This is a genomic window from Streptomyces sp. PR69 (assembly GCF_026420845.1).
In the GTDB taxonomy this organism is placed as follows: domain Bacteria; phylum Actinomycetota; class Actinomycetes; order Streptomycetales; family Streptomycetaceae; genus Streptomyces.
This window is the reverse complement of the sequence record NZ_JAOWCB010000031.1, coordinates 45,717-65,594: the sequence shown is the minus strand read 5'-3', so window position 1 is coordinate 65,594 and position 19,878 is coordinate 45,717. Positions and strand designations below refer to the sequence as shown.

The 19,878-nt window shown below is 72.0% G+C and carries 22 protein-coding genes; 12 read left to right on the top strand and 10 right to left on the bottom strand.

The window, feature by feature from the left end; all coding sequences use genetic code 11:
- A partial coding sequence (locus tag OF819_RS23810) for a hypothetical protein (RefSeq protein ID WP_267245669.1) occupies window positions 1-246 on the bottom strand: 246 nt, incomplete at its 3' end.
- 193 nt (window positions 247-439) lie between these two features.
- Here OF819_RS23810 and OF819_RS23805 point away from each other — a divergent pair.
- The 4 genes from OF819_RS23805 to OF819_RS23790 are packed head-to-tail and all read left to right on the top strand — an operon-like array spanning window position 440 to window position 3,961.
- On the top strand, window positions 440-1,282 hold the full coding sequence (locus OF819_RS23805) for an ABC transporter substrate-binding protein (protein ID WP_267245668.1): 843 nt from the start codon (window positions 440-442) through the stop codon (window positions 1,280-1,282).
- The gene (locus OF819_RS23800; protein WP_416370612.1) at window positions 1,243-2,079 is read left to right on the top strand and encodes an amino acid ABC transporter permease; all 837 of its coding nucleotides are present in this window, start codon (window positions 1,243-1,245) and stop codon (window positions 2,077-2,079) included. Before OF819_RS23805 ends, OF819_RS23800 begins: the two co-directional genes overlap by 40 nt.
- A 5-nt stretch (window positions 2,080-2,084) precedes the next feature.
- Window positions 2,085-2,897 (top strand): amino acid ABC transporter ATP-binding protein, encoded by an 813-nt coding sequence (locus OF819_RS23795; RefSeq protein ID WP_267245666.1) that lies wholly within the window; start codon window positions 2,085-2,087, stop codon window positions 2,895-2,897.
- Between the two features lie 32 nt (window positions 2,898-2,929).
- Window positions 2,930-3,961, top strand: a complete 1,032-nt coding sequence (locus OF819_RS23790) for a DUF4037 domain-containing protein (protein WP_267245665.1) — start codon at window positions 2,930-2,932, stop codon at window positions 3,959-3,961.
- A 97-nt stretch (window positions 3,962-4,058) separates the two neighbouring features.
- On the opposite strand, the gene OF819_RS23785 is transcribed toward OF819_RS23790, so the two are convergent.
- The 3 genes from OF819_RS23785 to OF819_RS23775 form a co-directional block, all read right to left on the bottom strand.
- Window positions 4,059-4,490, bottom strand: coding sequence for a subtilase-type protease inhibitor (locus tag OF819_RS23785; RefSeq protein ID WP_267245664.1), 432 nt, complete (start codon window positions 4,488-4,490; stop codon window positions 4,059-4,061).
- 414 nt (window positions 4,491-4,904) lie between these two features.
- Complete coding sequence (locus tag OF819_RS23780; RefSeq protein WP_267245663.1) at window positions 4,905-6,287, bottom strand: carbohydrate-binding protein; 1,383 nt, start codon at window positions 6,285-6,287, stop codon at window positions 4,905-4,907.
- A 96-nt stretch (window positions 6,288-6,383) separates the two neighbouring features.
- Window positions 6,384-7,370 (bottom strand): LysR family transcriptional regulator, encoded by a 987-nt coding sequence (locus OF819_RS23775; protein WP_267245662.1) that lies wholly within the window; start codon window positions 7,368-7,370, stop codon window positions 6,384-6,386.
- Between the two features lie 218 nt (window positions 7,371-7,588).
- Between OF819_RS23775 and OF819_RS23770 the strand changes: the two genes are divergently transcribed.
- A complete protein-coding gene (locus OF819_RS23770; RefSeq protein ID WP_267245661.1) occupies window positions 7,589-8,038 on the top strand; it encodes a DUF6224 family protein in 450 nt (149 codons plus the stop codon).
- Between the two features lie 31 nt (window positions 8,039-8,069).
- Here the strand turns inward: OF819_RS23770 and OF819_RS23765 are convergent, their stop codons facing one another.
- Window positions 8,070-9,026, bottom strand: coding sequence for an endonuclease/exonuclease/phosphatase family protein (locus tag OF819_RS23765; protein WP_267245660.1), 957 nt, complete (start codon window positions 9,024-9,026; stop codon window positions 8,070-8,072).
- Between the two features lie 189 nt (window positions 9,027-9,215).
- Here OF819_RS23765 and OF819_RS23760 point away from each other — a divergent pair, with 189 nt between their 5' ends.
- Together OF819_RS23760 and OF819_RS23755 are read left to right on the top strand one after the other, a co-directional pair.
- On the top strand, window positions 9,216-9,647 hold the full coding sequence (locus OF819_RS23760; protein ID WP_267245659.1) for an SPW repeat protein: 432 nt from the start codon (window positions 9,216-9,218) through the stop codon (window positions 9,645-9,647).
- A 190-nt stretch (window positions 9,648-9,837) separates the two neighbouring features.
- Window positions 9,838-10,758, top strand: coding sequence for a MurR/RpiR family transcriptional regulator (locus OF819_RS23755; RefSeq protein WP_267245658.1), 921 nt, complete (start codon window positions 9,838-9,840; stop codon window positions 10,756-10,758).
- Between the two features lie 399 nt (window positions 10,759-11,157).
- Here the strand turns inward: OF819_RS23755 and OF819_RS23750 are convergent, their stop codons facing one another.
- The 4 genes from OF819_RS23750 to OF819_RS23735 form a co-directional block, all read right to left on the bottom strand.
- Complete coding sequence (locus tag OF819_RS23750; RefSeq protein WP_267245657.1) at window positions 11,158-11,856, bottom strand: ester cyclase; 699 nt, start codon at window positions 11,854-11,856, stop codon at window positions 11,158-11,160.
- Window positions 11,857-11,928: 72 nt separating this feature from the next.
- Entirely contained in the window at window positions 11,929-12,324 is a 396-nt protein-coding gene (locus OF819_RS23745; RefSeq protein WP_267245656.1) for a hypothetical protein, read from the bottom strand.
- Window positions 12,325-12,358: 34 nt separating this feature from the next.
- Window positions 12,359-13,516, bottom strand: a complete 1,158-nt coding sequence (locus OF819_RS23740) for a CapA family protein (RefSeq protein WP_267245655.1) — start codon at window positions 13,514-13,516, stop codon at window positions 12,359-12,361.
- A 448-nt stretch (window positions 13,517-13,964) separates the two neighbouring features.
- Window positions 13,965-14,702: a class E sortase gene (locus tag OF819_RS23735; protein WP_267245654.1), complete on the bottom strand. Its 738-nt coding sequence runs from the start codon at window positions 14,700-14,702 to the stop codon at window positions 13,965-13,967.
- 141 nt (window positions 14,703-14,843) lie between these two features.
- On the opposite strand from OF819_RS23735, the gene OF819_RS23730 reads away from it, so the two are divergent.
- The 4 genes from OF819_RS23730 to OF819_RS23715 are packed head-to-tail and all read left to right on the top strand — an operon-like array spanning window position 14,844 to window position 17,756.
- Window positions 14,844-15,002, top strand: a complete 159-nt coding sequence (locus tag OF819_RS23730) for a DUF1275 family protein (RefSeq protein ID WP_267245653.1) — start codon at window positions 14,844-14,846, stop codon at window positions 15,000-15,002.
- Complete coding sequence (locus tag OF819_RS23725) at window positions 14,966-15,643, top strand: DUF1275 family protein (RefSeq protein ID WP_267245652.1); 678 nt, start codon at window positions 14,966-14,968, stop codon at window positions 15,641-15,643. The genes OF819_RS23730 and OF819_RS23725 overlap by 37 nt, the downstream gene beginning before the upstream one ends.
- Window positions 15,571-16,950 (top strand): NfeD family protein, encoded by a 1,380-nt coding sequence (locus tag OF819_RS23720; protein WP_267245651.1) that lies wholly within the window; start codon window positions 15,571-15,573, stop codon window positions 16,948-16,950. The genes OF819_RS23725 and OF819_RS23720 overlap by 73 nt, the downstream gene beginning before the upstream one ends.
- The gene (locus OF819_RS23715) at window positions 16,947-17,756 is read left to right on the top strand and encodes a slipin family protein (RefSeq protein ID WP_267245650.1); all 810 of its coding nucleotides are present in this window, start codon (window positions 16,947-16,949) and stop codon (window positions 17,754-17,756) included. The genes OF819_RS23720 and OF819_RS23715 overlap by 4 nt, the downstream gene beginning before the upstream one ends.
- A gap of 85 nt (window positions 17,757-17,841) precedes the next feature.
- Here OF819_RS23715 and OF819_RS23710 read toward each other — a convergent pair whose 3' ends face one another.
- Window positions 17,842-18,882, bottom strand: coding sequence for an NAD(P)/FAD-dependent oxidoreductase (locus OF819_RS23710; protein ID WP_267245649.1), 1,041 nt, complete (start codon window positions 18,880-18,882; stop codon window positions 17,842-17,844).
- A 298-nt stretch (window positions 18,883-19,180) separates the two neighbouring features.
- Between OF819_RS23710 and OF819_RS23705 the strand changes: the two genes are divergently transcribed.
- Window positions 19,181-19,867, top strand: a complete 687-nt coding sequence (locus OF819_RS23705) for a DNA-binding response regulator (RefSeq protein ID WP_323748961.1) — start codon at window positions 19,181-19,183, stop codon at window positions 19,865-19,867.
- Window positions 19,868-19,878 lie beyond the last annotated feature (11 nt).

Sequence of the window (19,878 nt, the reverse complement as noted above, 5' to 3'; positions counted from 1 at the left end):
CTCGGGCCGAGGCGCGACCAGCCGCGCCGGTCCCTCTGCGCGCTCGGCGGCCACGGCGCGCTCGGCGGCGTCGGCGGGCGGGGCCGCGATCTGCCGTGCGACCGCGTCGCCCGCGGCACGGACGGAGACCGGTCCGCCGTGGGCCGTCGTCGCGGCCGTTCCCGCGACGGCGAGCAGCACCGCCCAGACGCCGAGCAGCACCTCAAGGAACGCACGGGGCGGACGCATGCGCTCTCGCATGGTCACCGCCCCCCCCGTAGCCCCGAATCCACTGTCAGATTCGGTCAAGCCTAAGCGAAGTGCGACCGACGGAGCATCACACCCCGTCTGAGCAACGGCCGAAAAGCATCACCGACGACCCCCTCCCACAACGGTCCCGCTGTTTTACGATCACGGCGCACGGTCCCCGCACCTTCGCCACCCACGCCCTGGAGGCGCTTTGTCCCGGACGACCAGCAGCCGCGCACCCCGCCGTATCCGCGCCGGGGCCACCTCCGCGGCGGTCACTCTGTTATGCGCCGTCGGCTGCTCCTCGGGGGCGGACGGACCGGGCGAGGCGGCAGGCGGGGTGCCCGTCGTCGAGAAGGGGAAGCTCACCACCTGCACCCATCTGCCCTATCCGCCGTTCCAGTTCGAGCGGGAAGGCGCCGTGGTCGGCTTCGACGTGGCCCTGATCGACCTCGTGGCGGAGCGGCTGGACGTCGAGCAGAAGATCCTCGACACCCCCTTCGAGAACTTCAAGACGGGCGCGTTCCTCAACTCCGGCGAGTGCGATCTCGCCGCCGCCGGAATGACGATCACCGAGGAGCGCAAGAAGAACGTCGACTTCTCCCTCCCGTACTTCGACGCCACCCAGGCGCTGCTGACCGCCAGGAAGAGCGGCATCACCTCGCTCGCCGACGTCAAGGCCCAGAACAGGAAGCTCGGAGCGCAGGCGGAGACCACGGGGGAGAGCTATGCCGCTTCCCAGGGGCTCGACCCGGTGGCGTTCGAGAGCTCCGACGCCGTCCTCAACGGACTGCGCACCGGCCAGGTCGACGCCGTCGTCATCGACTACCCCGTGGTGCAGGGCTGGCTGAAGGACAAGGCCACCGCCTCGGAGTTCACCCTCGGCCAGAACATCGAGACGGGCGAGCAGTACGGCTTCTCGGTCAAGAAGGGCAACGACGCACTGCGGGCCGCGATCGACCAGGTCATCCGTGACGCGCGGGCCGACGGCGCCTACGACGCGCTGTACGAGAAGTGGATCGGCCCGCTGCCCGGGAACCAGAGCGGGTCGTGACCCCGCGTCTCACCCGGCGGCAGCGCCGCCGCGTCGCGCAGGGCGTCCAGTACGCGGTCTTCATCGCGGTCGTCGCCCTCATCGGCGTCAGCGCGGACTGGGGCCGGCTGCGCAACCAGTTCGCGCAGCCGGACCTGGCCGCACGGCTGTTCCCTGACATCGTCGCCGTCGCCCTGCGCAACACGGTCGTCTACACACTCTCCGGCTTTGCCTTCGGCCTGCTGCTCGGACTGGTCATCGCCCTGATGAGGCTGTCCTCCGTGGCGCCCTACCGCTGGGCGGCGAGCGTCTACATCGAGATCTTCCGGGGGCTGCCCGCCCTGCTGATCTTCATTTTCGTGGGCGTGGCGGTGCCGCTGGCGTTTCCCGGCGTCGAGATACCCGGCGGCACCTACGGCAAAGTCGCCCTCGGACTGGGACTGGTGGCCGCCGCCTATATGGCGGAGACCATCAGAGCCGGCATCCAAGCCGTGCCCGGGGGACAGCTGGAAGCGGCACGGTCGCTGGGCTTCTCGCACACCCGCGCCATGGTGTCGGTGGTCATTCCGCAGGCGTTCCGCATCGTCATCCCGCCGCTGACCAATGAACTGGTGCTGCTCTTCAAGGACTCCTCGCTGGTGCTGTTCCTCGGCGTGACGCTGCAGGAGCGTGAACTGACGAAATTCGGCAGGGACCTGGCGAGCCAGACCGCCAACTCCACCCCGATCCTGGTCGCCGGCCTGTGCTATCTGCTGGTGACCGTGCCGCTGAGCTTTGTGGTGCGACGCCTCGAAGCCCGAGCCGACGAGGCCAGGTGAGCCAGGTGAGCCAGAAAACCACTGAGAGCGGCGGGCCGGAGATCCGGATCCGCTCCCTGCGCAAATCCTTCGGGGACAGCGCCGTGCTGCGCGGCATCGACCTGGACGTGGAGCGCGGCGAGACGGTGTGCGTCATCGGCCCGTCGGGCTCGGGCAAGTCCACCCTGCTGCGCTGTGTCAACCTCCTGGAGGAGCCCACCGGAGGCCGGGTGTACGTCGGCGGGACGGAGGTCACCGACCCGGACGTCGACATCGACGCCGTACGCCGCCGCATCGGCATGGTCTTCCAGCAGTTCAACCTGTTCCCGCACCTGACCGTCGCCGAGAACCTCACCCTGCCCCAGCGGCGGGTGCTGCGCCGCGGCACGGCGCAGGCCATGGCCGTCGCACACGAGCACCTGGAGCGCGTCGGGCTGCTCGACAGGGCCCGCGCCTATCCGGCGCAGCTGTCAGGGGGACAGCAGCAGCGTGTGGCGATCGCCCGGGCCCTCGCCATGGGCCCCGAGGTGATGCTCTTCGACGAGCCGACGTCCGCGCTCGACCCGGAGCTGGTCGGCGATGTCCTGGCCGTGATGCGGCGGCTTGCGGACGAGGGCATGACGATGATGGCAGTCACCCATGAGATGGGCTTCGCGCGGGAGGCCGCCGACCGGGTCGTGTTCCTGGACGGCGGCGTCGTCGTGGAAGAGGGGCCTGCGGCGCAGGTCGTGGGGGCGCCGCGGCACGAACGGACCAGGACCTTCCTCCAGCGCGTCCTCGACCCGGCTGCCGCCCGCGAGCCCCGCCCGGCGGACGACGACGCCGACCCCGCCCTGTGACCTGCCGCCGGCCCGCTCCGTACCATGGTGGTATGCGCGGTCGTGAGCTGTCCCGGAGCTTCTACGAACACCTCGTCGCCCCGCTCGTGGACGGCATTCCGCACTCCGCCGCCCTCCTCGGCGACGGCTCCGAGGTGCTGGGCTTTGACGACGACGTCTCGACGGACCACGACTTCGGGCCGCGCCTGACGCTGTTCCTCCCCCAGAGGGCCGACCCGGACCTGGTCCACGAGGCGCTGGCCGCGCTCCCCGAGACCTTCAACGGCTACCCGGTCGAGCGCCGCCGGGTGGAAGTGGTGACGGCGTCCGCATACTTCACCGAGCGGATCGGCGTGGACCCGGCGGACGGCATGGGCCTCGCGGACTGGCTGCTCGCCCCCACCCAGCGGCTGGCGGCCCTGGTGGAGGGCCCCGTCTTCCAGGACCGCGCCCAACTGCTCCAGGACCGGCGGGCGGCGCTGCGCTGGTATCCGCCGGACGTCTGGCGCTATGTGCTGGCGGCCGGCTGGCTGCGCATCGCCCAGGAGGAGACCTTCGTCGGGCGTACGGGCATGCTGGGCGACGCGCTGGGCAGCACGGTGGCCAGCGCCCGCGCGGCCCGCGATCTGATGCGGCTGGCGTTTCTGGTGGAGCGCCGCTGGGCGCCGTACGGGAAGTGGCTGGGCACGGCGTTCGCCCGGCTGCCGGTGGCTCCGCGCGTCGCCCCGCATCTGCACGCCGCGCTCCACGCCCGCGCCTGGCGGGCGAGGGAAGCGGCCCTCAACGCCGCGGCCGGAGCCCTGGCCGCGGCGACCAACCGGCTGGGGCTGGCGGCGGAAGTCGACCCGGCCCCGCGGCAGTTCCATGCCCGCGACATCCAGGTGCTCGATGCCGCCCGGCTGACGAACGCGCTGGTCGCCCGGATCACCGACCCCGAGGTGCGGGCCCTGGTGGACCGGCTGGGACCGCGTCACGACGGCACTGCCGGGCGGCTGCCGGGCGCGATCGACCAGGCCGTGGACTGCGCCGAGATCCTGATGCACCCGCCGAGCTGCCGTGCGCTTGCCCCCGCCCTGGGGCTGTGAGCCGGCGCCATAGGGCCCTGTGGCGCCGGCCGCCGGCTGACAAGGCACCTCACAAGGCACCTCACAAGGCACCTCACAAGGCACCTCAGAGGGTGTCTCAGAAGGCGAACACCGCCGTCTCGCCCAGGCTCGCGCGCATCTCGCACGGGTTGCCGAACGTCTGCGACCAACTCACTCTCCGGCCTTCCCAGACGCCGTCCGCGGTCATCACGACCGGGTTGTACTCACGGGTGCAGAAGGCGTGCGGGTCGGGGTCGGACAGCTGGGTGAACTCCGCGTTCACCGACCGCAGTTCCGCACAGGCGTCCTCGGGGGCCGGGTGGCTGCCGCCGGGCGCGGGCGCGCAGTTCAGGGTCACGGCACGGTCGACGACGGCGGTCATCGCCGCCTCGCCCCAGCCGTGCGTGAGCACCAGGGACGACGGGGCGTACAGACTGTCCGGCTGGGCCTGTGCCGTGCCCGAGGAGGCGGTCAGAGCGCAGACGGCCGCAGCGGCGGCCACGCCGATCGTCTTGCGAATGTGGCGCACGTGAACTCTCCTTTGTTTCCGGCTCATTGCGGTGGGGAGTCTTGTCGACGCACAGGGTGATCGCACATCGGGGCTTGTGTTTCCGGACGGCTGTTCGTCTCCCGCGGTGGCCGAATGATCATTCGCGCAGCTCAGAACATATGTACGGGCCTGCTGTCAGATGTCCAGCATATGGACGACCTTGGGTGGTCCAACCGGAAACAACTTGCTGACCTGCGAAGACGGCGGCATGGCCGAATCTTTGAGGCTACATGCTTCGACTGGAAAGCATCGCCGCTCGTATACGGAACCGGGGATTCGTTCCACGCCGGTTCACCACGAGGGCATAGGGCGGCCACAGAAGCGGGCCCCGGCCGCCAACGGCCGGGGCCCGCCCTTCGGGAGGCACGGAAGGTGTGTCAGGGGGTCATACGCTCACAGGCGCTGCCACAGAGCCGGTACGTTCGGCGGCTCCCACCCCTGCTGAGCCTGGTGACCCTGGATGCAGCGGTAGCTCGCCCCGCCGTAGGTGACCTGGTCGCCGGCGCTGTAGACCGTGCCCGCGGCCCAGCTGCCGCCAGGCTCGCCGGGGTCGCCCGGGTCCCCGGGGTCGCCCGTCGTCTTCAGCGTGAGCCCGAACTGCTGCAGCAGCGGGTTGATCGGCTGATGGAACGTTGTGCCGCCCGACCGGCAGTTGCCGGAGCCGCCCGAGGTGACGCCCTGCGCCTGGCTGCCGGATATGTAGGAGCCGCCCGAGTCGCCCGGCTCCGCGCAGACCGAGGTCCGCGTCACTCCGGAGATGGTGCCCTCGGGGTAGGTGACACTGGTGTTGTGCTGCTGGATCGTTCCGCAGTGCCAGCCCGTCGTGGAGCCCGACCGGCAGATCGACGCGCCCACCGGCGCCTGCGTCGATCCGGCCACCTGCACCTGCTGGCCGCCCTGCCCCTTGACATAAGGCGTCGCCGTCCAGCTGCTGTTGGCGGCCACCCATGCCATGTCGCGGCCGGGGAAGATCGACCCCTGGAAGGAGCCCTGTGCCACCTGGTTGTAGCCGCGGGTCGCGGTGCCCGCCCGTCCGCAGTGGCCCGCGGTGGCGAAGCCCTGCTGGGCGCCGCGCGTGACGGAGAAGCCGACCGAGCAGCGGCCGCCGCTGCCCATGTAGTACGCGTCGCCGCCGCGGATGTCATACAGCGGTCGGGGCCGTTCGGAGTCGGGAGTCGTCTCGATGCGCACCAGCGAGCGGTCGATCCCCGCGCGTTCGACGAGGTCGAGCGCGGCCGACCGCTCGACGGCGTGCACGGTCACGCTGTTCGCACGGACGTCGACATACCGGACGGGGGCGTCGAGCGCGGACGACGGCGCGGCTTCGGCGGCCCGGTCCAGCGCCCGCTTCGCCGCGTCGAGGTCGGACAGCGTGTGCTCGACGAGCGCCGCCCGCGCGCCCTTCGCCTCGATCGCCCGGGCGTCGGCCGGATCGACCGTGGCCACGGTCAGCCGCGCGGAGTCCGCGCCCTGCACCCATGCGCCGGCGAAGTCGCCGCCCAGCGCGGCCTGCAGACGGCCCGCGACGGCGCCGGCCTCGGCCTCGTTGGCCAGCCTGCGCTGTGCCTGCCGCAGGCTGCTCAGCCCCAGATCACGCTGCATCGCCCGCAGCAGCTGGGGATCGGTCTGTGTAACGGCGAGGGTCTCGGCGGCCGACCGCTCGCCCGGGAGGTGCCCGGCGGGCTGCGCCGACGCCGAGCCCGGCAGCCCGGCCAGCACAAGCGCGCCGACCGCGGCCAGGGCGGCGCACGCGGTCTTGGCGTGTCTGTGGAGCATGGAGTCTCTCTCCTCGGTTTCGGTGGGGGAGGTGCCGAAACCGTAGGGCGCGCCACAGGCCGTTCAGTAGATGTCAGTTGCCCCCTCTGCCCGGCGTTATGGAAGCCCCGAGGGGGTGCGGACCGGCGCGTCGTACGCCGTGTTCGCCGACTGCCGGGCCAGCCACCGCGTGTAGCTGCCGCTGCGCCCGGCGGCCTCCGCATGCGCGGAGCGCGCCTTCGCCAGCACCTCGGGGGCGCTCCGCGCGGCCGGTGAGGCCGGGTGCCAGCCCAGCAGGTGACGCCAGGTCAGCGGGGCGCCGTTCAGCGGCACGGTCACCATCCCCGGCGTGTCGGGGAAGGTGGCGCGGCACAGTCCCACCGCCCGGCCGACCTGGACCAGATGCACACAGGAAGCGGTGTCCGTCTCGTACACGCACGCCGGGGCGAATCCCGCACGGGCGCAGGCCGCGGTGAAGCAGTCGGCGAAGCACCCGTCGCCCGGCACATCGGTCCAGGCTTCCGCCGCCAGCTCGGCGAGATCGAGCTGCGGCCGCCCGGCGAGGGGATGGTCGGCGGCGAGCATGACAAAGACGGGGTCGACGGCGACTTCCCGCCAGATGAGCCGCTCGCTCTCCGGCGGAGAGGCCGCCCCGCACGCGCCCACGAGCGCGAAGTCCAGTCTGCCGTCGGCCGCGGAGGCGGCGATCTCCCGTTCGGACCAGGAGGTCTGTGTGGTGACCGGAGTCCCCGGGTGGGCGGCGGCGAGCCGGTCCACCAGTGCGCCCAGCAGCGGGCCGTGCGTGCCGCCGAGCCGGAACCGGCGGCGGTCCGCGGCGAGCGAGAACCGTACGGCGTCCCTCTGCAGTTCGCTCACCGCGGGCAGCACGATCCTGGCCCGGTCCAGCACCAGCTCACCGAGGGCGGTGGCCCGCACCCCGTGCCGCCCGCGCTCGAACAGCGGCCCGCCCAGAGACCGTTCGATCCTCTTCAGCTGAGCGCTCAGGGCGGGCTGGGCGAGGCCGAGAGCGGTGGCCGCCTTGGTCAGGCTGCCCGCATCGGCGATGGCGCTGATCGTCTTCAAATGCCGCAGCTCCAGGTCCATAAGGCGAGCTTCACCGCATGGCCCGAACAGGGCAATACTCTGGTCCAGACCAGATTCTGACCGGAAATCAACTCGCGGCCGGTCCGCTCCTTCTGCTCCCGGCGGCAGGGGGACATCACGATCCGTGCGCTCTCTCTCACAAAACGTCGCGGCGGCTCGGGCCTGCCTGTCACACTGTGTAAGCCTTGATGACCGTACCCGGAGGGGAAGTTGGTGCCATGTCCGGCGAAGCGGACCGGCCGTACACCAGGGAAGAAGTGCTGCACGGCATCGCACTGATGCAGGCGCACCTGAAGGAGGACACCGACGCGCTCGCCGCCCTCCACGGCGAGGAGGAGGACGAGGAGGCGGCCAGGGAGATCACCCGCGCCATGTACGCACTGGCCCATCTGCTCGTCTTCGGCGCGGTCATCCCGGAGATGTGGGTCATCAAGAAGGGCCTCAGCTTCGGCAACACCAACAACGTCCCCGAACTCCGGCTCGCGCTGCTCATGGTGGAGCGGATCGAGCAGCGGATCGAACTGGCCCATGTCCACCCGGTGGTCGGCGCCATGTCCGTGGGCGATGTGATGGGCCTGATCGTGCGCTGCGTCGGCAAGGACATGGACGAGGTGCCCGACTTCCTCGACGTCGTACGGGAGCGGACGCTCCGCTCGATGACCGCCTGACTCGCAGGGTGCTGACTCACAAGGCGCTGACTCACAGGCGCACGCGGGCGGCGACGGGCAGATGGTCGCTTCCGGTCGCCGGCAGCGTACGGACCTCCGCCACGGTCGCCGACCGGGCCAGCACCTGGTCGATCCGCGCCACCGGGAAGCCCGCGGGCCAGCTGAGCGCGAATCCCGACGCGGGCGCGGCCGTCTGAGCGAGCACCGGCGCGAGCGCCCGGTCGTCAACCGTGCTGTTGAGATCTCCGAGCAGGATCACCCGGTCCAGCCGCTCCGCCGTCAGGGCCGCCGCGAGGAGGGCCGCGCTCTCATCCCGCCAGGCGGATGCGAAGCCGCCCTTCAGCCCGATGCGCACCGACGGCAGATGGGCGACGAACACGGCGACGTCCCCCCGCGGCGTGCGCGCCGTCGCCCGCAGCCCCCGCTGCCAGCCGTCCCCGATGCCGTCCGGTTTGATGTCCAGGGGGCGTACGTCGGTCAGCTCGTACGCCGACCAGAGGCCGACCGTGCCGATCACGGCATGGTGGGGAAGGCCGGGGCCGAGCTCCGCCTCGTAGACCGGCCGGGCGGCGGGCGTCACCTCCTGCAGGCCCACCAGCTCCGGCCCGGCGGCGCGCAGCGCCCGTGCGGTGCCGCGCGGATCGGCGTTCTCATCGCTGACGTTGTGCTGCACCGCGGTCAGCTCGTACCGCCCGCCGCCGCTGTCGGCGGGCAGCAGCAGCCGTCCGAAGACGGCGAGCCATACGGCGGCGGCCAGCGCCGAGGCGAGCAGCGCGGACGCCGACCGGCGCAGCAGGGCCAGGCCCAGCAGGACGGGCGTCACCAGCCCGAGCCAGGGCAGAAAGGTCTCCAGGAGGCTGCCGAGGCGGCCCGGAGTGTTCGGCACGGCGGACGGCCATGCGAGCAGCAGCGCCGCACATGCGGCGGCCGCCGCCGTGGGTCTTCCATACGTCCAGCGCCATCGTGTGCCGCCGCTGCCCGGCCTCATCGGCTCCCGCCCCGCCCCTCTGTTCGATCATGTTCGTCTGTCTGTACTGCGACGCGGCGGTGTGCGCACCGGGTTCCCGTGCCGACCGGCGGAAGAGAGGGCCCGGTGGCCCGTTGACCTTAAGGCCCGAATAAGCGTATATAGGACTTAAAGGGCAGATAAAGGCTTCTCAACAGGAGGCGGCCCGCAATGACCACCCACCCGAGCAGCATTGAGCAACACCCCGACCTGGCAGAAATGCGCACCCGTTTCGAACGGGCGACGAGCACCCCCATCGCGCAGGGCGTTGAGGCCCTGGCTCTGCTCACAGGTCTGTACCTGGCGGCATCGCCATGGATCGTCGGCTTCAACGGCCTCACCACGCTGGCCGTGAGCAACCTGATCGTCGGCGTCGCCTATGCCCTGTGCATGGGAGGATTCCGCTCGGCATACGAGCAGACCCACGCCATGGCCTACTGCGCCGTCGCCATCGGTGCATGGACGATCATCGCTCCTTGGGTCGTGTCCGGAGCTGTGGACACCACCCGCACCATCGTCAACAACGTCATCGTCGGCGGCGTGGCAGTGCTGCTCGGCCTGGCGATGACCGCGGTGGCGGCGGGCCGCCGCGAACGGGCCTAGGGCCGCCGCGAACGGCCTAGCGCCCTCGCAGTCGCCCAGCCCCGACCCCCACGGTGCGCACGCACACTGCGCCTACGCACCCCACGCCCCGGCCGGTCTCCGGCCGGGGCGCTCGTGGACTTCGGCCCTGATGATGACCACAGTGCGTCAGCTATGTTGAGCACACGTGGGATGAGAAGGAGGCACACCGGTGCCATCAGGGCAGCAGGCACGCGCGCAGGCGTCCGCGATCACTCCGGGCCGGCACTTCCCGGGCGAGGAGCCGACCCCCGCCCAGACCGTACGCACCCTCTTCGGGGGCCATCGGCTGTCGCCCGCGCAGCGGCGCATCGCGCAGTACATCACCGACCACCTCACCGAGGCGGCGTTTCTGTCGATCACGGAGCTCGCGGAGCGCGTGGGCGTCAGCCAGCCGTCGGTGACCCGTTTCGCGACCTCCCTCGGCTTCAGCGGCTTCCCCGCGCTGCGCGAGGCGCTCCAGCCCATCGCCCTGAGCGCCGTGGCCGGCACTCCGGACATGCGCAGGGAGGACCGCCGCAATGAGCTCCAGGCGGCCGTGGACGCCGAGATCGCCAATCTGGAGAGCCTGCGCCGGGTCTTCGCCGACACCGACCAGGTCCTCGACGTCGGGCGCGAGCTGGCCCGCTCCGTGCCGCTGACCGTGCTGGGCCTGCGGATCTCCGTCTCCCTCGCCGAGTACTTCGCCTACGCGGCGCGCCGCATCCACCCGGACGTGCGGCTCGTCTCACGCGGCGGCAGCGTGGCCAATGACGCGCTGCTGCAGTCCCGTGAGGCGGGCGGCAGCTGGGTCCTGGCCTTCGCGATGCCCCGGCACGCCAATGAGACCCTGGCGGCGATGCGGGCCGCGCGCAGCACCGGGCTCCGCGTCGCCCTGATCACGGATCTGTCGCTGGGGCCGCTGGTCGAGGAGGCCGACATCGCGTTCACCGCCGGGACCGGATCGCGGCTCGTCTTCGACTCCTATGCGGCGCCGGGGGTGCTGACCGCGGCGATCCTCCAGGCCATGGCCGACGCCGACCCCGAACGCACCCAGCTCCGCCTGGAGAAATACGAACAGGCGGCGGAGCAGCACGACTTCTTCCTCGAGTGACTGACCGCGCGCCGACCGCGCACCGACTCAAGGCACAGCAGCCTCCTCGGCGGGCCGGGGAGGATATTTTCGGCCCGGCGAGTGCATGAAATTTTTCATGCCCTTGCCTACTTGGCGGTAAATATATTTACTGCGTGGTGGAGCCCAGGGCCCCGGAGCAGCTGAGCCGGAACAGCACATGCGACGGAGCCTCAAGGGTCAGGTGAACCGAACACCAAGGGACGGCCTCCTCCTCGCCGCCCCAGGGTGTTCAGTTCGGGCACCGCACACCCCACGGATGCCCCCGGCGGCCCCGGCCAACCCCTGGGCCGGGCCGCCGGCAGCCGCCTGACCGGCTTCTGCGGACCTCAGCCGGCCGTCCTCGGCGGCGGCGCCTCCGCTCGGCGGAAGTACCTCAGGTCACGGCCCTTCCACGACGCCCAGCTGCTGCATCAGGCCCATGTCGTCCACGTTCCACCAGCTCTCCGCGAGCTTGCCGCCCTCGCAGCGGAACGTCGCATGGCCGGTTCCCGACACCTCGCGGTCCGTCGCCTCGATGCCCTTGTACGTGCCCACATGACGGCCCTTGAACGAGAACCGCAGGCACACCGTGTCGCCCTCGGCGATCATGCTCTCCACGGTGGCGCTCGGCCGGAACGCCTCCATGATCTCCCGGTTCTCCTGCTTGGCCCGGGCGAGATCCACGTCGTACGAGGACAGGGAGGGGTCGTGCTCGCGGTAGCCGGCGGTGCACAGCCCGTCCATCGCGTCGATGTCGCCCTTGTTGATCACTTCCTCCACGAAGGTCTTCACGGCGATCTTGTTGAGCTGCTCGTCCCGGACGACGTCGAGGTCCATGAAGGACGGCATCTCGTCGCAGAGCGCCACCATCTCCCGGAAGATCCGGTCGGTCTCCGGCAGGTTGGAGTTCTTCATCGCCTCCTCGTACGAGGGGAACTCCACGATCTCCAGGACATGCGTGGAGTCGGAGCGGTCCCGCCCGACGATCGAGTGGGTGGCGGTCCGCTTGCCCTGGGTCGCCTGGACCCAGCTGTCCATCAGGCCGTTCAGCTCATCCAGCCTGCTGGTCTTGCAGTCGATGATCTGGACGAAGGTCATGACGCCTCCTGTCGCGAAGCACGGCCGTGTCGGCGTGCTGTTGTTGCCCGGCGGCCCGCGGCTCCCGCCGCCCTAGAGGCGGTGGAGGCCGTGCCGGAGGCGGCGGCGCAGAAGTCTTCGCACCCAGCGCACCGGCCCGAACGGCCCGTCGGCGGAGCGCGGCGCATGCTGGGCGCTCGCCGGCGGCCCGGGCGGCACGGGAGGGACGCGGAGGACCTGGCCGTCGATGTGCATGGCGCACACGGGGACGCTCCCGGACGGCGAGGGAGGATCGATCGTGACGGTGAAGGGCCGCGGCGGATCGCCCGGCAGTTCCGCCGCCAGCACGGCGGGCCCCTTGGCCGAGCCCCGCCGGTAGCCGACGACCTTGCCGTCCACCAGCAGCTCGATGTCCCGGGCCGCGTGTCCGGGGCGCACGGTCACCGAGTGACCGTCGCGGTCGAGGTGATAGCGGTGAACGCGGGCCATGAGGAGCCTCCCGGACCCGGACGGTGCGTCTGTGTCAAGCGTACGCATCCGGCCCGCCAAGGCGCTCCCCGGCGAGGGTCAGCATGCCGTCCGGCGTCAGCCCGACACGGGAGCCGAACGGGCGGCTGACCCGGTCGAGGACCGTCCGCAGCCATGCGCGGTCCTCCTGGGCGGCATGCTCCAGCCGCATCCGCCGCGCCTGCAGCACGGCCATCCGCACCTCGCGGACGGCGGCCCCGCCGGGGGCGGCGGCGTCCACCGACACCAGATACAGCAGCCGCAGATCGTCCCGGTACGCGTCGTGCCCGCTGATCCCCTCGTAGTCGTCGACCAGATCGCCGCAGCCGTAGAGGACCAGCCCGCGGCCGTACGCCTCCACAGGGCGCGGATGGTGCGACGAGTGGCCGTGCACGATGTCGACCCCGCCGTCGAGGAGGGCGTGCGCGAACCGCACCTCCTCGCGGGCCACGCGGTAACCCCAGTTGGGCCCCCAGTGGACCGAGGCCACCGCCACATCGCCCGGCCGCCGCGCCCGGCGGACCCGGCCGGAGATCTCCGCGGCGGCGTCCTGCGTGGGTCCGGCCACCCAGTCGACTCCGCTGCGGTCCTGTCCCGCGGCCCAGCCGTCCGGGACGCCGCTGGTCGGCATGGCGAAGGAGAAGACGAGCACCCGGCCCGTGCGTTCGCCCGACCCGTACGGGACGCTCGCCGGCTGCCGCGCGGCCCCCACATCCCGCCCGGCGCCCGCGGTCACCAGCCCCGCGCCCCGCAGGGCGTCCAGGGTCTCAGCCAGCCCGCTCCGCCCGAAGTCCAGCACATGGTTGTTGGCCAGCACACAGACGTCGGGGCGGGCCGCGGCCAGACACGGCAGATTGGCGGGGTGCATCCGGTAGTGGATGCCCTTGCCTGGCGCGAAGTCGTCGCTCGTGGTGACCGAAGTCTCCAGATTGACGATCCGGACGCCGACACCGGCCGCATCGAGGACGTCCAGCGCCTCCCCCCACGGCCAGGCGAAACCCACGGGCCGCGGAATCGGCCCGTTCACGCGCTCCGCGAGGCCCACGTAGGCGCGTGCGTCGTCCATGTAGGGCTCGTGCAGCTCCGGATCGCCGGGATGCGGCAGAATCTGATCGACCCCGCGGCCCAGCATCACATCGCCGCAGAGAAACAGCCTGACCAACCCGCCGGCCATGCTCCCAGGTTAGGCGCTGCGCGGCGGCGCTGACGCCCCGCGCCCCTGGCGGTCGCCGCTTCACGCCGCCCGCCCCTGCACGGCCTTCGGCCGTGTCCTCAGTCTCCCCCCAGCCACCTCCCCCAGACTCCGTCCGTGGGGACCCCCACGGACGTGCCCCCACGGAGCCCCCACCGGGCTGAACCGGGCTGCGCCAATCAAGCCCCGCCGGCGACTGAGGCGCAGAAGTCAGAAACCCAGCCCCGCCTGGGGGTACCCCCGGACGGAGTCTGGGGGAGTTTGAGGTGCGGGGCCTGAAACCCAGCCCCGCCTGGGGGTACCTCCGGACGGAGTCTGGGGGAGTTTGAGGCGCGGGGGTTCGGGGGCGGAGCCCCCGGGAGACGGGGTCTGGGGCGGAGCCCCGGTTACGGGAAGGGGCGGGGTGGGGGGAAAACCCACCGGCCACCGCCTACTCGCGCAGCACCCCGACCTTGTCGATCCGATGCTCCGGATTCCCCTTGGCATCCCGCCAGAAGTTACCCGCCGCATCGTCCTCCGGCGTCGCACAGGTGGAGATGGTGATCATCGCCTCGGTGGGCTTCTCGCCGGGGAAGCCGGGCACGGCGGCCCGCTGTTCGGCCAGCGAGCGCTCCGACCGGAACGACGTCGTACGGGTCTCGGTGATCTCGTAGGCGTAGACCGTGCCGTCGAACTCGACGTACACCATGTCGCCCTCGTCAAGCGACGGCAGATCGCGCAGCGGGCCGCCTGCCGACAGCCGGTGCGCCGTGACCAGGTAGTTGCCCGTCTCGCCAGGGCCGACGCCGCCCCCGTCGCCGTAGGGGCTCGCGGCCACGCCGCGGTCCTGGATGCGGGTGCCCGGCCAGTCGTCGGTCGTGCCCTCGTACGGAACGACCCGCAGGTCCTTCACCCCGATCGCGGGTATCGACAGCGACGCGGCCTGGGTGCGCGGGTCGGCGGAGCCGCTCGGCTCGGCAGAGGGCTTCCGGTCCTGAAGGGCCGCGGCGGCCGCGGCGTCCGCAGCCGGAGACGGCGCGGCAGAAGGCCCGTCAGCCGGTGGGGCAGCCACCGCGGCCGGAGCCGCCGCGGCGGACTCGCCGTCTGCGGGGCGGCCGCCGGAACACGCCGCGAGGGCGATGACCAGCGCGCTCGCGAAAGAGGCGGCGACAGCTCGGGACAGGGACATGACGCTCCCATGCTGAGAGGAACGGAGCGCCAAAGTCCAGAAGTATCACTGACGGTCAGCGGATCACGACTGGCCGCACTGCGCCGGCGGCCGTAGATTCCGCGATATGAGACCGCAGCCGGCGTCGCCCTCACCTCGGCCATGGTGGCGCTCACCGTGACCACCGGCGTCGTCGAGGCCGTCAGCTTCCTGGTGCTGGGCCCCGTCTTCACCGCCGTGCAGACCGGCAATCTGCGACGGGAGTGGTCCTCGGCACCCGCTTCATGGCGCGCACCGAGGCCCGCGGACACCGCTGGCTGATCGGCGCCCTGTGCGCGGAGGCCGCCCTGCTGGGCGTCGCGGGGCTGGCCGGCTGGGGCATCGAGGCGGCCGGCCGCACCCTGACCCCCAGGCACTGCGCGGTGACCGCGACCGTGGCCGCGGCCATGGGCCTGCAGGCGGTCGCGGCCATGAGGGCCCGGGTGCGGGATGTGCCCACGGTGGTGGTCACCAGCACCCTCACCGCCTTCCTCAGCGTCCCGCCGCGCGCCCCGTCCACGGCGAAGACTCCCTCCGGCCCCCGGCATCAGGGCAGGCGGGCGGCCGCCGCGGGCGCGATGTTCACCGGCGGACTGCTGGGGGCGTGGCTGCTGCACCGGAGCGTCAGCCCGGCCGCCGTGCTGCTCGCGGCGACCGGGGAGCGCTGGCCGTCGGGCTCGCCTACGGCTACGTCCCCCACCGCCGCGCCTCCGTACCGGACTGACCGCGCCCCGCCCGCCCGTACGCCCCCGACACGCACGCCCCGCCGGCCCCGCCCGTACGCCACCGTCCGCATGCCGCCACCTCGCACGGGTACCCGCCCATCCCCGGCGATAGGACGGTGGGCACCGTGCAGCAGCAATGCCCGGCCCCGGCGCGCCTCACGCCGGCAGCCCTGCGGCTGTCCGTGCGGGCGCTGCTGACGCTGCTCGTCTGTCTGCTCGCCCTGCCCGCCGCCGCGGACCGCCCCGCACAGCCGCAGGACCGCCCCACCGTCCTGGCCACCCGTGTCGACGACACCATCACACCGGTCATCGCCGCCCATATCGAGGACGGCATACGCGAGGCGGAGCGCGAGGGCCACGCGGCGCTCCTCGTCGAGCTGAACACCCCGGGCGGGCTCCTCACCTCGACCCGGGAGATCGTCCAGGGGTTCTTCGGCGCCGATGTCCCCGTGATCGTGTACGTCACCCCCTCCGGAGCGCGCGCCGCGTCGGCGGGCGCGTACATCACCATGGCCGCCCATATCGCGGCCATGGCGCCCGGCACCCACATCGGCGCGGGGACACCCGTCACCGGCGAGGGCGAGACCGCCAGCGAGAAGGTGGTGAACGACTCCGCCGCGTTCGCCGTCGCGATCGCCGAGCAGCGCGGCCGCAGTGTGGAGTTCGCCGACGACATGGTCCGCGACGGGCTCTCCGTGTCCGACCGGGAGGCGCTGCGGCGAGGCGTCACCGACATCACCGCGGCCTCCCGCACCGAGTTGCTCGCCGCTGTCGACGGACGGACCGTGACCCTCGCGCAGGGCCAGCAGACCGTGCTGCACACGGAGGGCGCGCAGATCGAGGAGTACGACCTCGGCTTCTTCGGCGAGATACGGCAATTCCTCGCCAGCCCCGAACTGGCCTTTCTCTTCCTGTCGCTCGGCACCCTCGCCGTGATCTACGAACTGGCCAGCCCCGGCATGGGCTTCGGCGGCATCATCGGGGTGGTCCTGCTCATCCTCGGCTTCGTCGCCCTGAGCGTGCTGCCGTTCAACGCGGCCGGCCTGCTCCTGCTCGGACTGGCCGCGGCGCTCTTCGCCGGAGAGGTGCTGACACCCGGCGTCGGAGTGTTCGCCGCCGGGGGAACCGTCGCCCTGGTGCTCTCCGGCGTCTTCCTCTTCCGCGGCGAGACGGGCGTCGACCCCGCCGTCCTGTGGCCGACCGCCCTCGTCGTCGGCGGGGGCTCCCTCCTCGCGGGACGCCTCGCCTGGCGGGCCCGGCGCGCCCCCGTCACCAGCGGCGGGGACGTGCTGATCGGCCAGGAGGCGACGGTCGCCGCCGCCCGGGGCGACCGGGCCCAGGTGCTGCTCGAAGGGGCCTGGTGGACGGTCCGCAGCCGCGACGGCAGCCCCCTGGTGAACGGCGCATGGGTGCGCGTCGTCGCCCGCGAGGACCTGGATCTCGTCGTAGAACCCGCGCCTCCCCCCGGCCGGAGTCCGTCACACCCGAAGGAGAGTCCGTCATGAACGCCGCCTGGACAGGCATCGCCGTCGCGGCCCTCATCGTGCTGCTTCTGCTGATGATGTCCGTGAAGATCGTGCCCGAGTACGAGCGCGGGGTGATCTTCCGTCTCGGCCGGATCATCGGCGCGAAAGGACCGGGGCTGTTCTTCATCATCCCCGTCGTCGACCGGCTGGTACGGGTCTCCCTGCGCACGGTCACCATGGACATCCCGCCGCAGGACGTCATCACCAAGGACAACGTCACCGTGCGCGTCAACGCCGTGACCTACTTCAACGTCGTCGACCCCAACCGCTCCGTCGTCGCCATAGAAGACCATGTCAAGGGCACCTCGCAGATCGCCCAGACGACGCTGCGCAGCATCCTCGGCCAGGTCGACCTGGATGAGCTGCTGGTCAACCGCGACGAGATCAACCAGCGGCTCCAGCAGATCATCGACGAGGTCACCAACCCCTGGGGCGTCAAGGTCACCCTGGTCGAGGTCAAGGACGTCGAACTGCCCGAGGCCATGCGCCGGGCCATGGCCCGCCAGGCCGAGGCGGAGCGCGACCGGCGTGCCAAGGTCATCCACGCCAAGGGCGAGTTCGAGGCCGCCGAGACCCTGGCGGACGCGGCGGTACGCCTTGAAGGCCACCCGGCCGCGATGCATCTGCGCATCCTCTCCACCATGAGCGAGATCTCCAGCGAGCGGAACTCCACCCTCATCTTCCCGCTCCCGATGGAGGTCCTCCGCCTGGTCGACATGCTGAGCCAGAGCGGCGGCCGCCCAGCCGGGCTCGCGGCGGAGCGGCAGGCCGGGGAAAGCGGATGACCACGACCGCACCGGTGCGCCGCCCATGGGCCGAGCGGCGGGCCGTCGGCAGCGCACCGTGCGTCTCACCGCCGGCCGCGCGCGGTCAGAGGCCGTGCCGCCGGGCCCCGAGCACCCGCTCGCACACCGCCCGTTCGCTCTCCGGGGAGAACGGCCCGCGGCGGGCGGCCACGGCCCGGCGGGTCTCCTCCGCGACCAGGTCCGCGTTGACGGCCGCGGCGGTCCGCGCCCCCGCCGCGGCGACGCCCACGACCTGCTCCATCAGCTGGACGGCGTTGCCGGCTGCCCATACGCCCGGGACGGCCGTCGCCCCCGAGGCGTCCACGGCCAGGGCACTGCCGATGACATGGCCGTTCGACTCCTGCTCGACCGGCTCCAGCCCGAGCGGGGCGAGGAAGCCGACCCGTGCGGTGAAACGCGGGGCGACGGCAAGCGCCCGGCACGGCACAGTCGTTCCGCCCGCCAGCCGCACTCCGCTCAGCCTGCCGCCGGCAGCCGTCTCCACCGCCGCCACCTCGCCCTCCACGACGCCGATGCCCCGCGCGGCGAGCTGCTCGTACTGCTCCTCGTCAGGCTCGGGCGCGGTGTGCCGGAAGTAGGTCACATCCTCGCTCCACTGCCGCCACAGCAGCGCCTGCCGCACCGCGAGCGGCCCCGTCGCCAGCACCCCGACCGGCTGGTCCCGCACCTCCCAGCCATGGCAGTACGGGCAGTGCAGCACGTCCTTGCCCCACAGCGCGGCCAGCCCCGGCACCTCGGGCAGCTCGTCCACCAGCCCCGCGGTCACCAGCAGCCGCCTGCCGTGCACCGCGCCCCCGTCGTCCAGGGCGATCCGGAACCCTCCGTCGTCGCAGCGCTCCACCGCCACGGCCGACGCATCCCGGAACACCCCGCCGTAGCGCCGCACCTCGGCCCGCCCGGCGGCCAGCAGCTCACGCGGGTCGACACCCTCCCGGCCCAGATAGCCATGCACGCCTTCGGCAGGCGCGTTGCGCGGCTCGCCCGCGTCCACCACCACGACCGACCGCCGTGCACGCCCCAGCGTCAGCGCCCCGCTGAGACCGGCCGCCCCGCCGCCCACGACCACGACGTCGTAGCGCTTCTCGCCATCCTGTGAGGTTTTCATCACTATTGCTCCCATTCCATCCCATCATGCGCCGTACCTCCGTTTCCGAAGATGCGGAGATGGTGCGCTCACTCTCCTGGGCAGAGCAATGTTCTTTGCCGATCCGGCAAACAGCCCCCATGCCGGAACCGGCGGAACGCGCGGCAGCCGCCACGAGGCCGCCGCTCCGCTGTGTGTGCATGTGGTCACACGGATCGATGTGTTGCGGCCGGGTCGGCCTGGGCAGGAGGTGGTGCGGGGTCGCGGGCGGTCGCCGCGGTCTGCACAATAACTGCGTTGCAGACGCGAAGGGATGGCAATGATCCGTGTCTTGGTTGTGCATGAGGAGCGGCTGTTGAGGTCCGCGCTGGAAGCCCTGCTCACGTCGGACTGCTCGCTGGAGGTTTCCTCCGCTTCCTGGGACGCCGCCTGGCGCGGCGGCGATGCCGCGGACGGGGACGGGGACGGGGGCGGAGACGGGAACGTGGACGTCTGCGTCGCGGACGCCGACTGCCTGGGGGCGGCGGCCCTCCCAGGCGCCCGTACGGGAGCCGGTAGGGGTGCCGGTACGGGAGCCGCGGCCGCCGCCGGGGTGGCCGACCGGTCCGGAACGCGCCGCACCGCAGGCGCCCTGGTGGTGCTCGCCGCGCCGCAGCGCCCCGGCACGCTGCGGCGTGCCTTCGACGCCGGCGCGGTCGGGTACGTCGACAAGCAGGGCTCGCCGCGCCGATTACTGCAGGCCGTCCACCAGGTCGCGCAAGGCGAGCGGTTCATCGACGAATCGCTCGCCTTCGGCTTTCTGCAGGCCGCCCAGATGCCGCTGACCCCGAGGGAGCTCGCCGTGCTGACCCAGGCGGCCCACGGGGCGTCGATCGCCGAGATAGCGGTCTCGCTTCATCTGTCGCGCGGGACGGTGCGCAACTACATGGCGGCGGCCACCCGCAAGGTCGGCGCGCGCAACCGGGTTGACGCGATCCGCATCTCCCAGAGCGCGGGCTGGATGTGACCGGCCCGCCC

What these genes read in the sequence shown, in the direction of transcription:
- OF819_RS23790 (WP_267245665.1), top strand. Translation starts at nt 2,930, where the DNA reads ATGCGCGGTCGTGAGCTGTCCCGGAGCTTCTACGAACACCTCGTCGCC.
- OF819_RS23780 (WP_267245663.1), bottom strand. Translation starts at nt 6,287, where the DNA reads ATGCTCCACAGACACGCCAAGACCGCGTGCGCCGCCCTGGCCGCGGTC.
- OF819_RS23775 (WP_267245662.1), bottom strand. Translation starts at nt 7,370, where the DNA reads ATGGACCTGGAGCTGCGGCATTTGAAGACGATCAGCGCCATCGCCGAT.
- OF819_RS23770 (WP_267245661.1), top strand. Translation starts at nt 7,589, where the DNA reads ATGTCCGGCGAAGCGGACCGGCCGTACACCAGGGAAGAAGTGCTGCAC.
- OF819_RS23765 (WP_267245660.1), bottom strand. Translation starts at nt 9,026, where the DNA reads ATGAGGCCGGGCAGCGGCGGCACACGATGGCGCTGGACGTATGGAAGA.
- OF819_RS23760 (WP_267245659.1), top strand. Translation starts at nt 9,216, where the DNA reads ATGACCACCCACCCGAGCAGCATTGAGCAACACCCCGACCTGGCAGAA.
- OF819_RS23750 (WP_267245657.1), bottom strand. Translation starts at nt 11,856, where the DNA reads ATGACCTTCGTCCAGATCATCGACTGCAAGACCAGCAGGCTGGATGAG.
- OF819_RS23745 (WP_267245656.1), bottom strand. Translation starts at nt 12,324, where the DNA reads ATGGCCCGCGTTCACCGCTATCACCTCGACCGCGACGGTCACTCGGTG.
- OF819_RS23740 (WP_267245655.1), bottom strand. Translation starts at nt 13,516, where the DNA reads ATGGCCGGCGGGTTGGTCAGGCTGTTTCTCTGCGGCGATGTGATGCTG.
- OF819_RS23735 (WP_267245654.1), bottom strand. Translation starts at nt 14,702, where the DNA reads ATGTCCCTGTCCCGAGCTGTCGCCGCCTCTTTCGCGAGCGCGCTGGTC.
- OF819_RS23730 (WP_267245653.1), top strand. Translation starts at nt 14,844, where the DNA reads ATGGTGGCGCTCACCGTGACCACCGGCGTCGTCGAGGCCGTCAGCTTC.
- OF819_RS23725 (WP_267245652.1), top strand. Translation starts at nt 14,966, where the DNA reads ATGGCGCGCACCGAGGCCCGCGGACACCGCTGGCTGATCGGCGCCCTG.
- OF819_RS23715 (WP_267245650.1), top strand. Translation starts at nt 16,947, where the DNA reads ATGAACGCCGCCTGGACAGGCATCGCCGTCGCGGCCCTCATCGTGCTG.
- OF819_RS23710 (WP_267245649.1), bottom strand. Translation starts at nt 18,882, where the DNA reads ATGAAAACCTCACAGGATGGCGAGAAGCGCTACGACGTCGTGGTCGTG.
- OF819_RS23705 (WP_323748961.1), top strand. Translation starts at nt 19,181, where the DNA reads ATGATCCGTGTCTTGGTTGTGCATGAGGAGCGGCTGTTGAGGTCCGCG.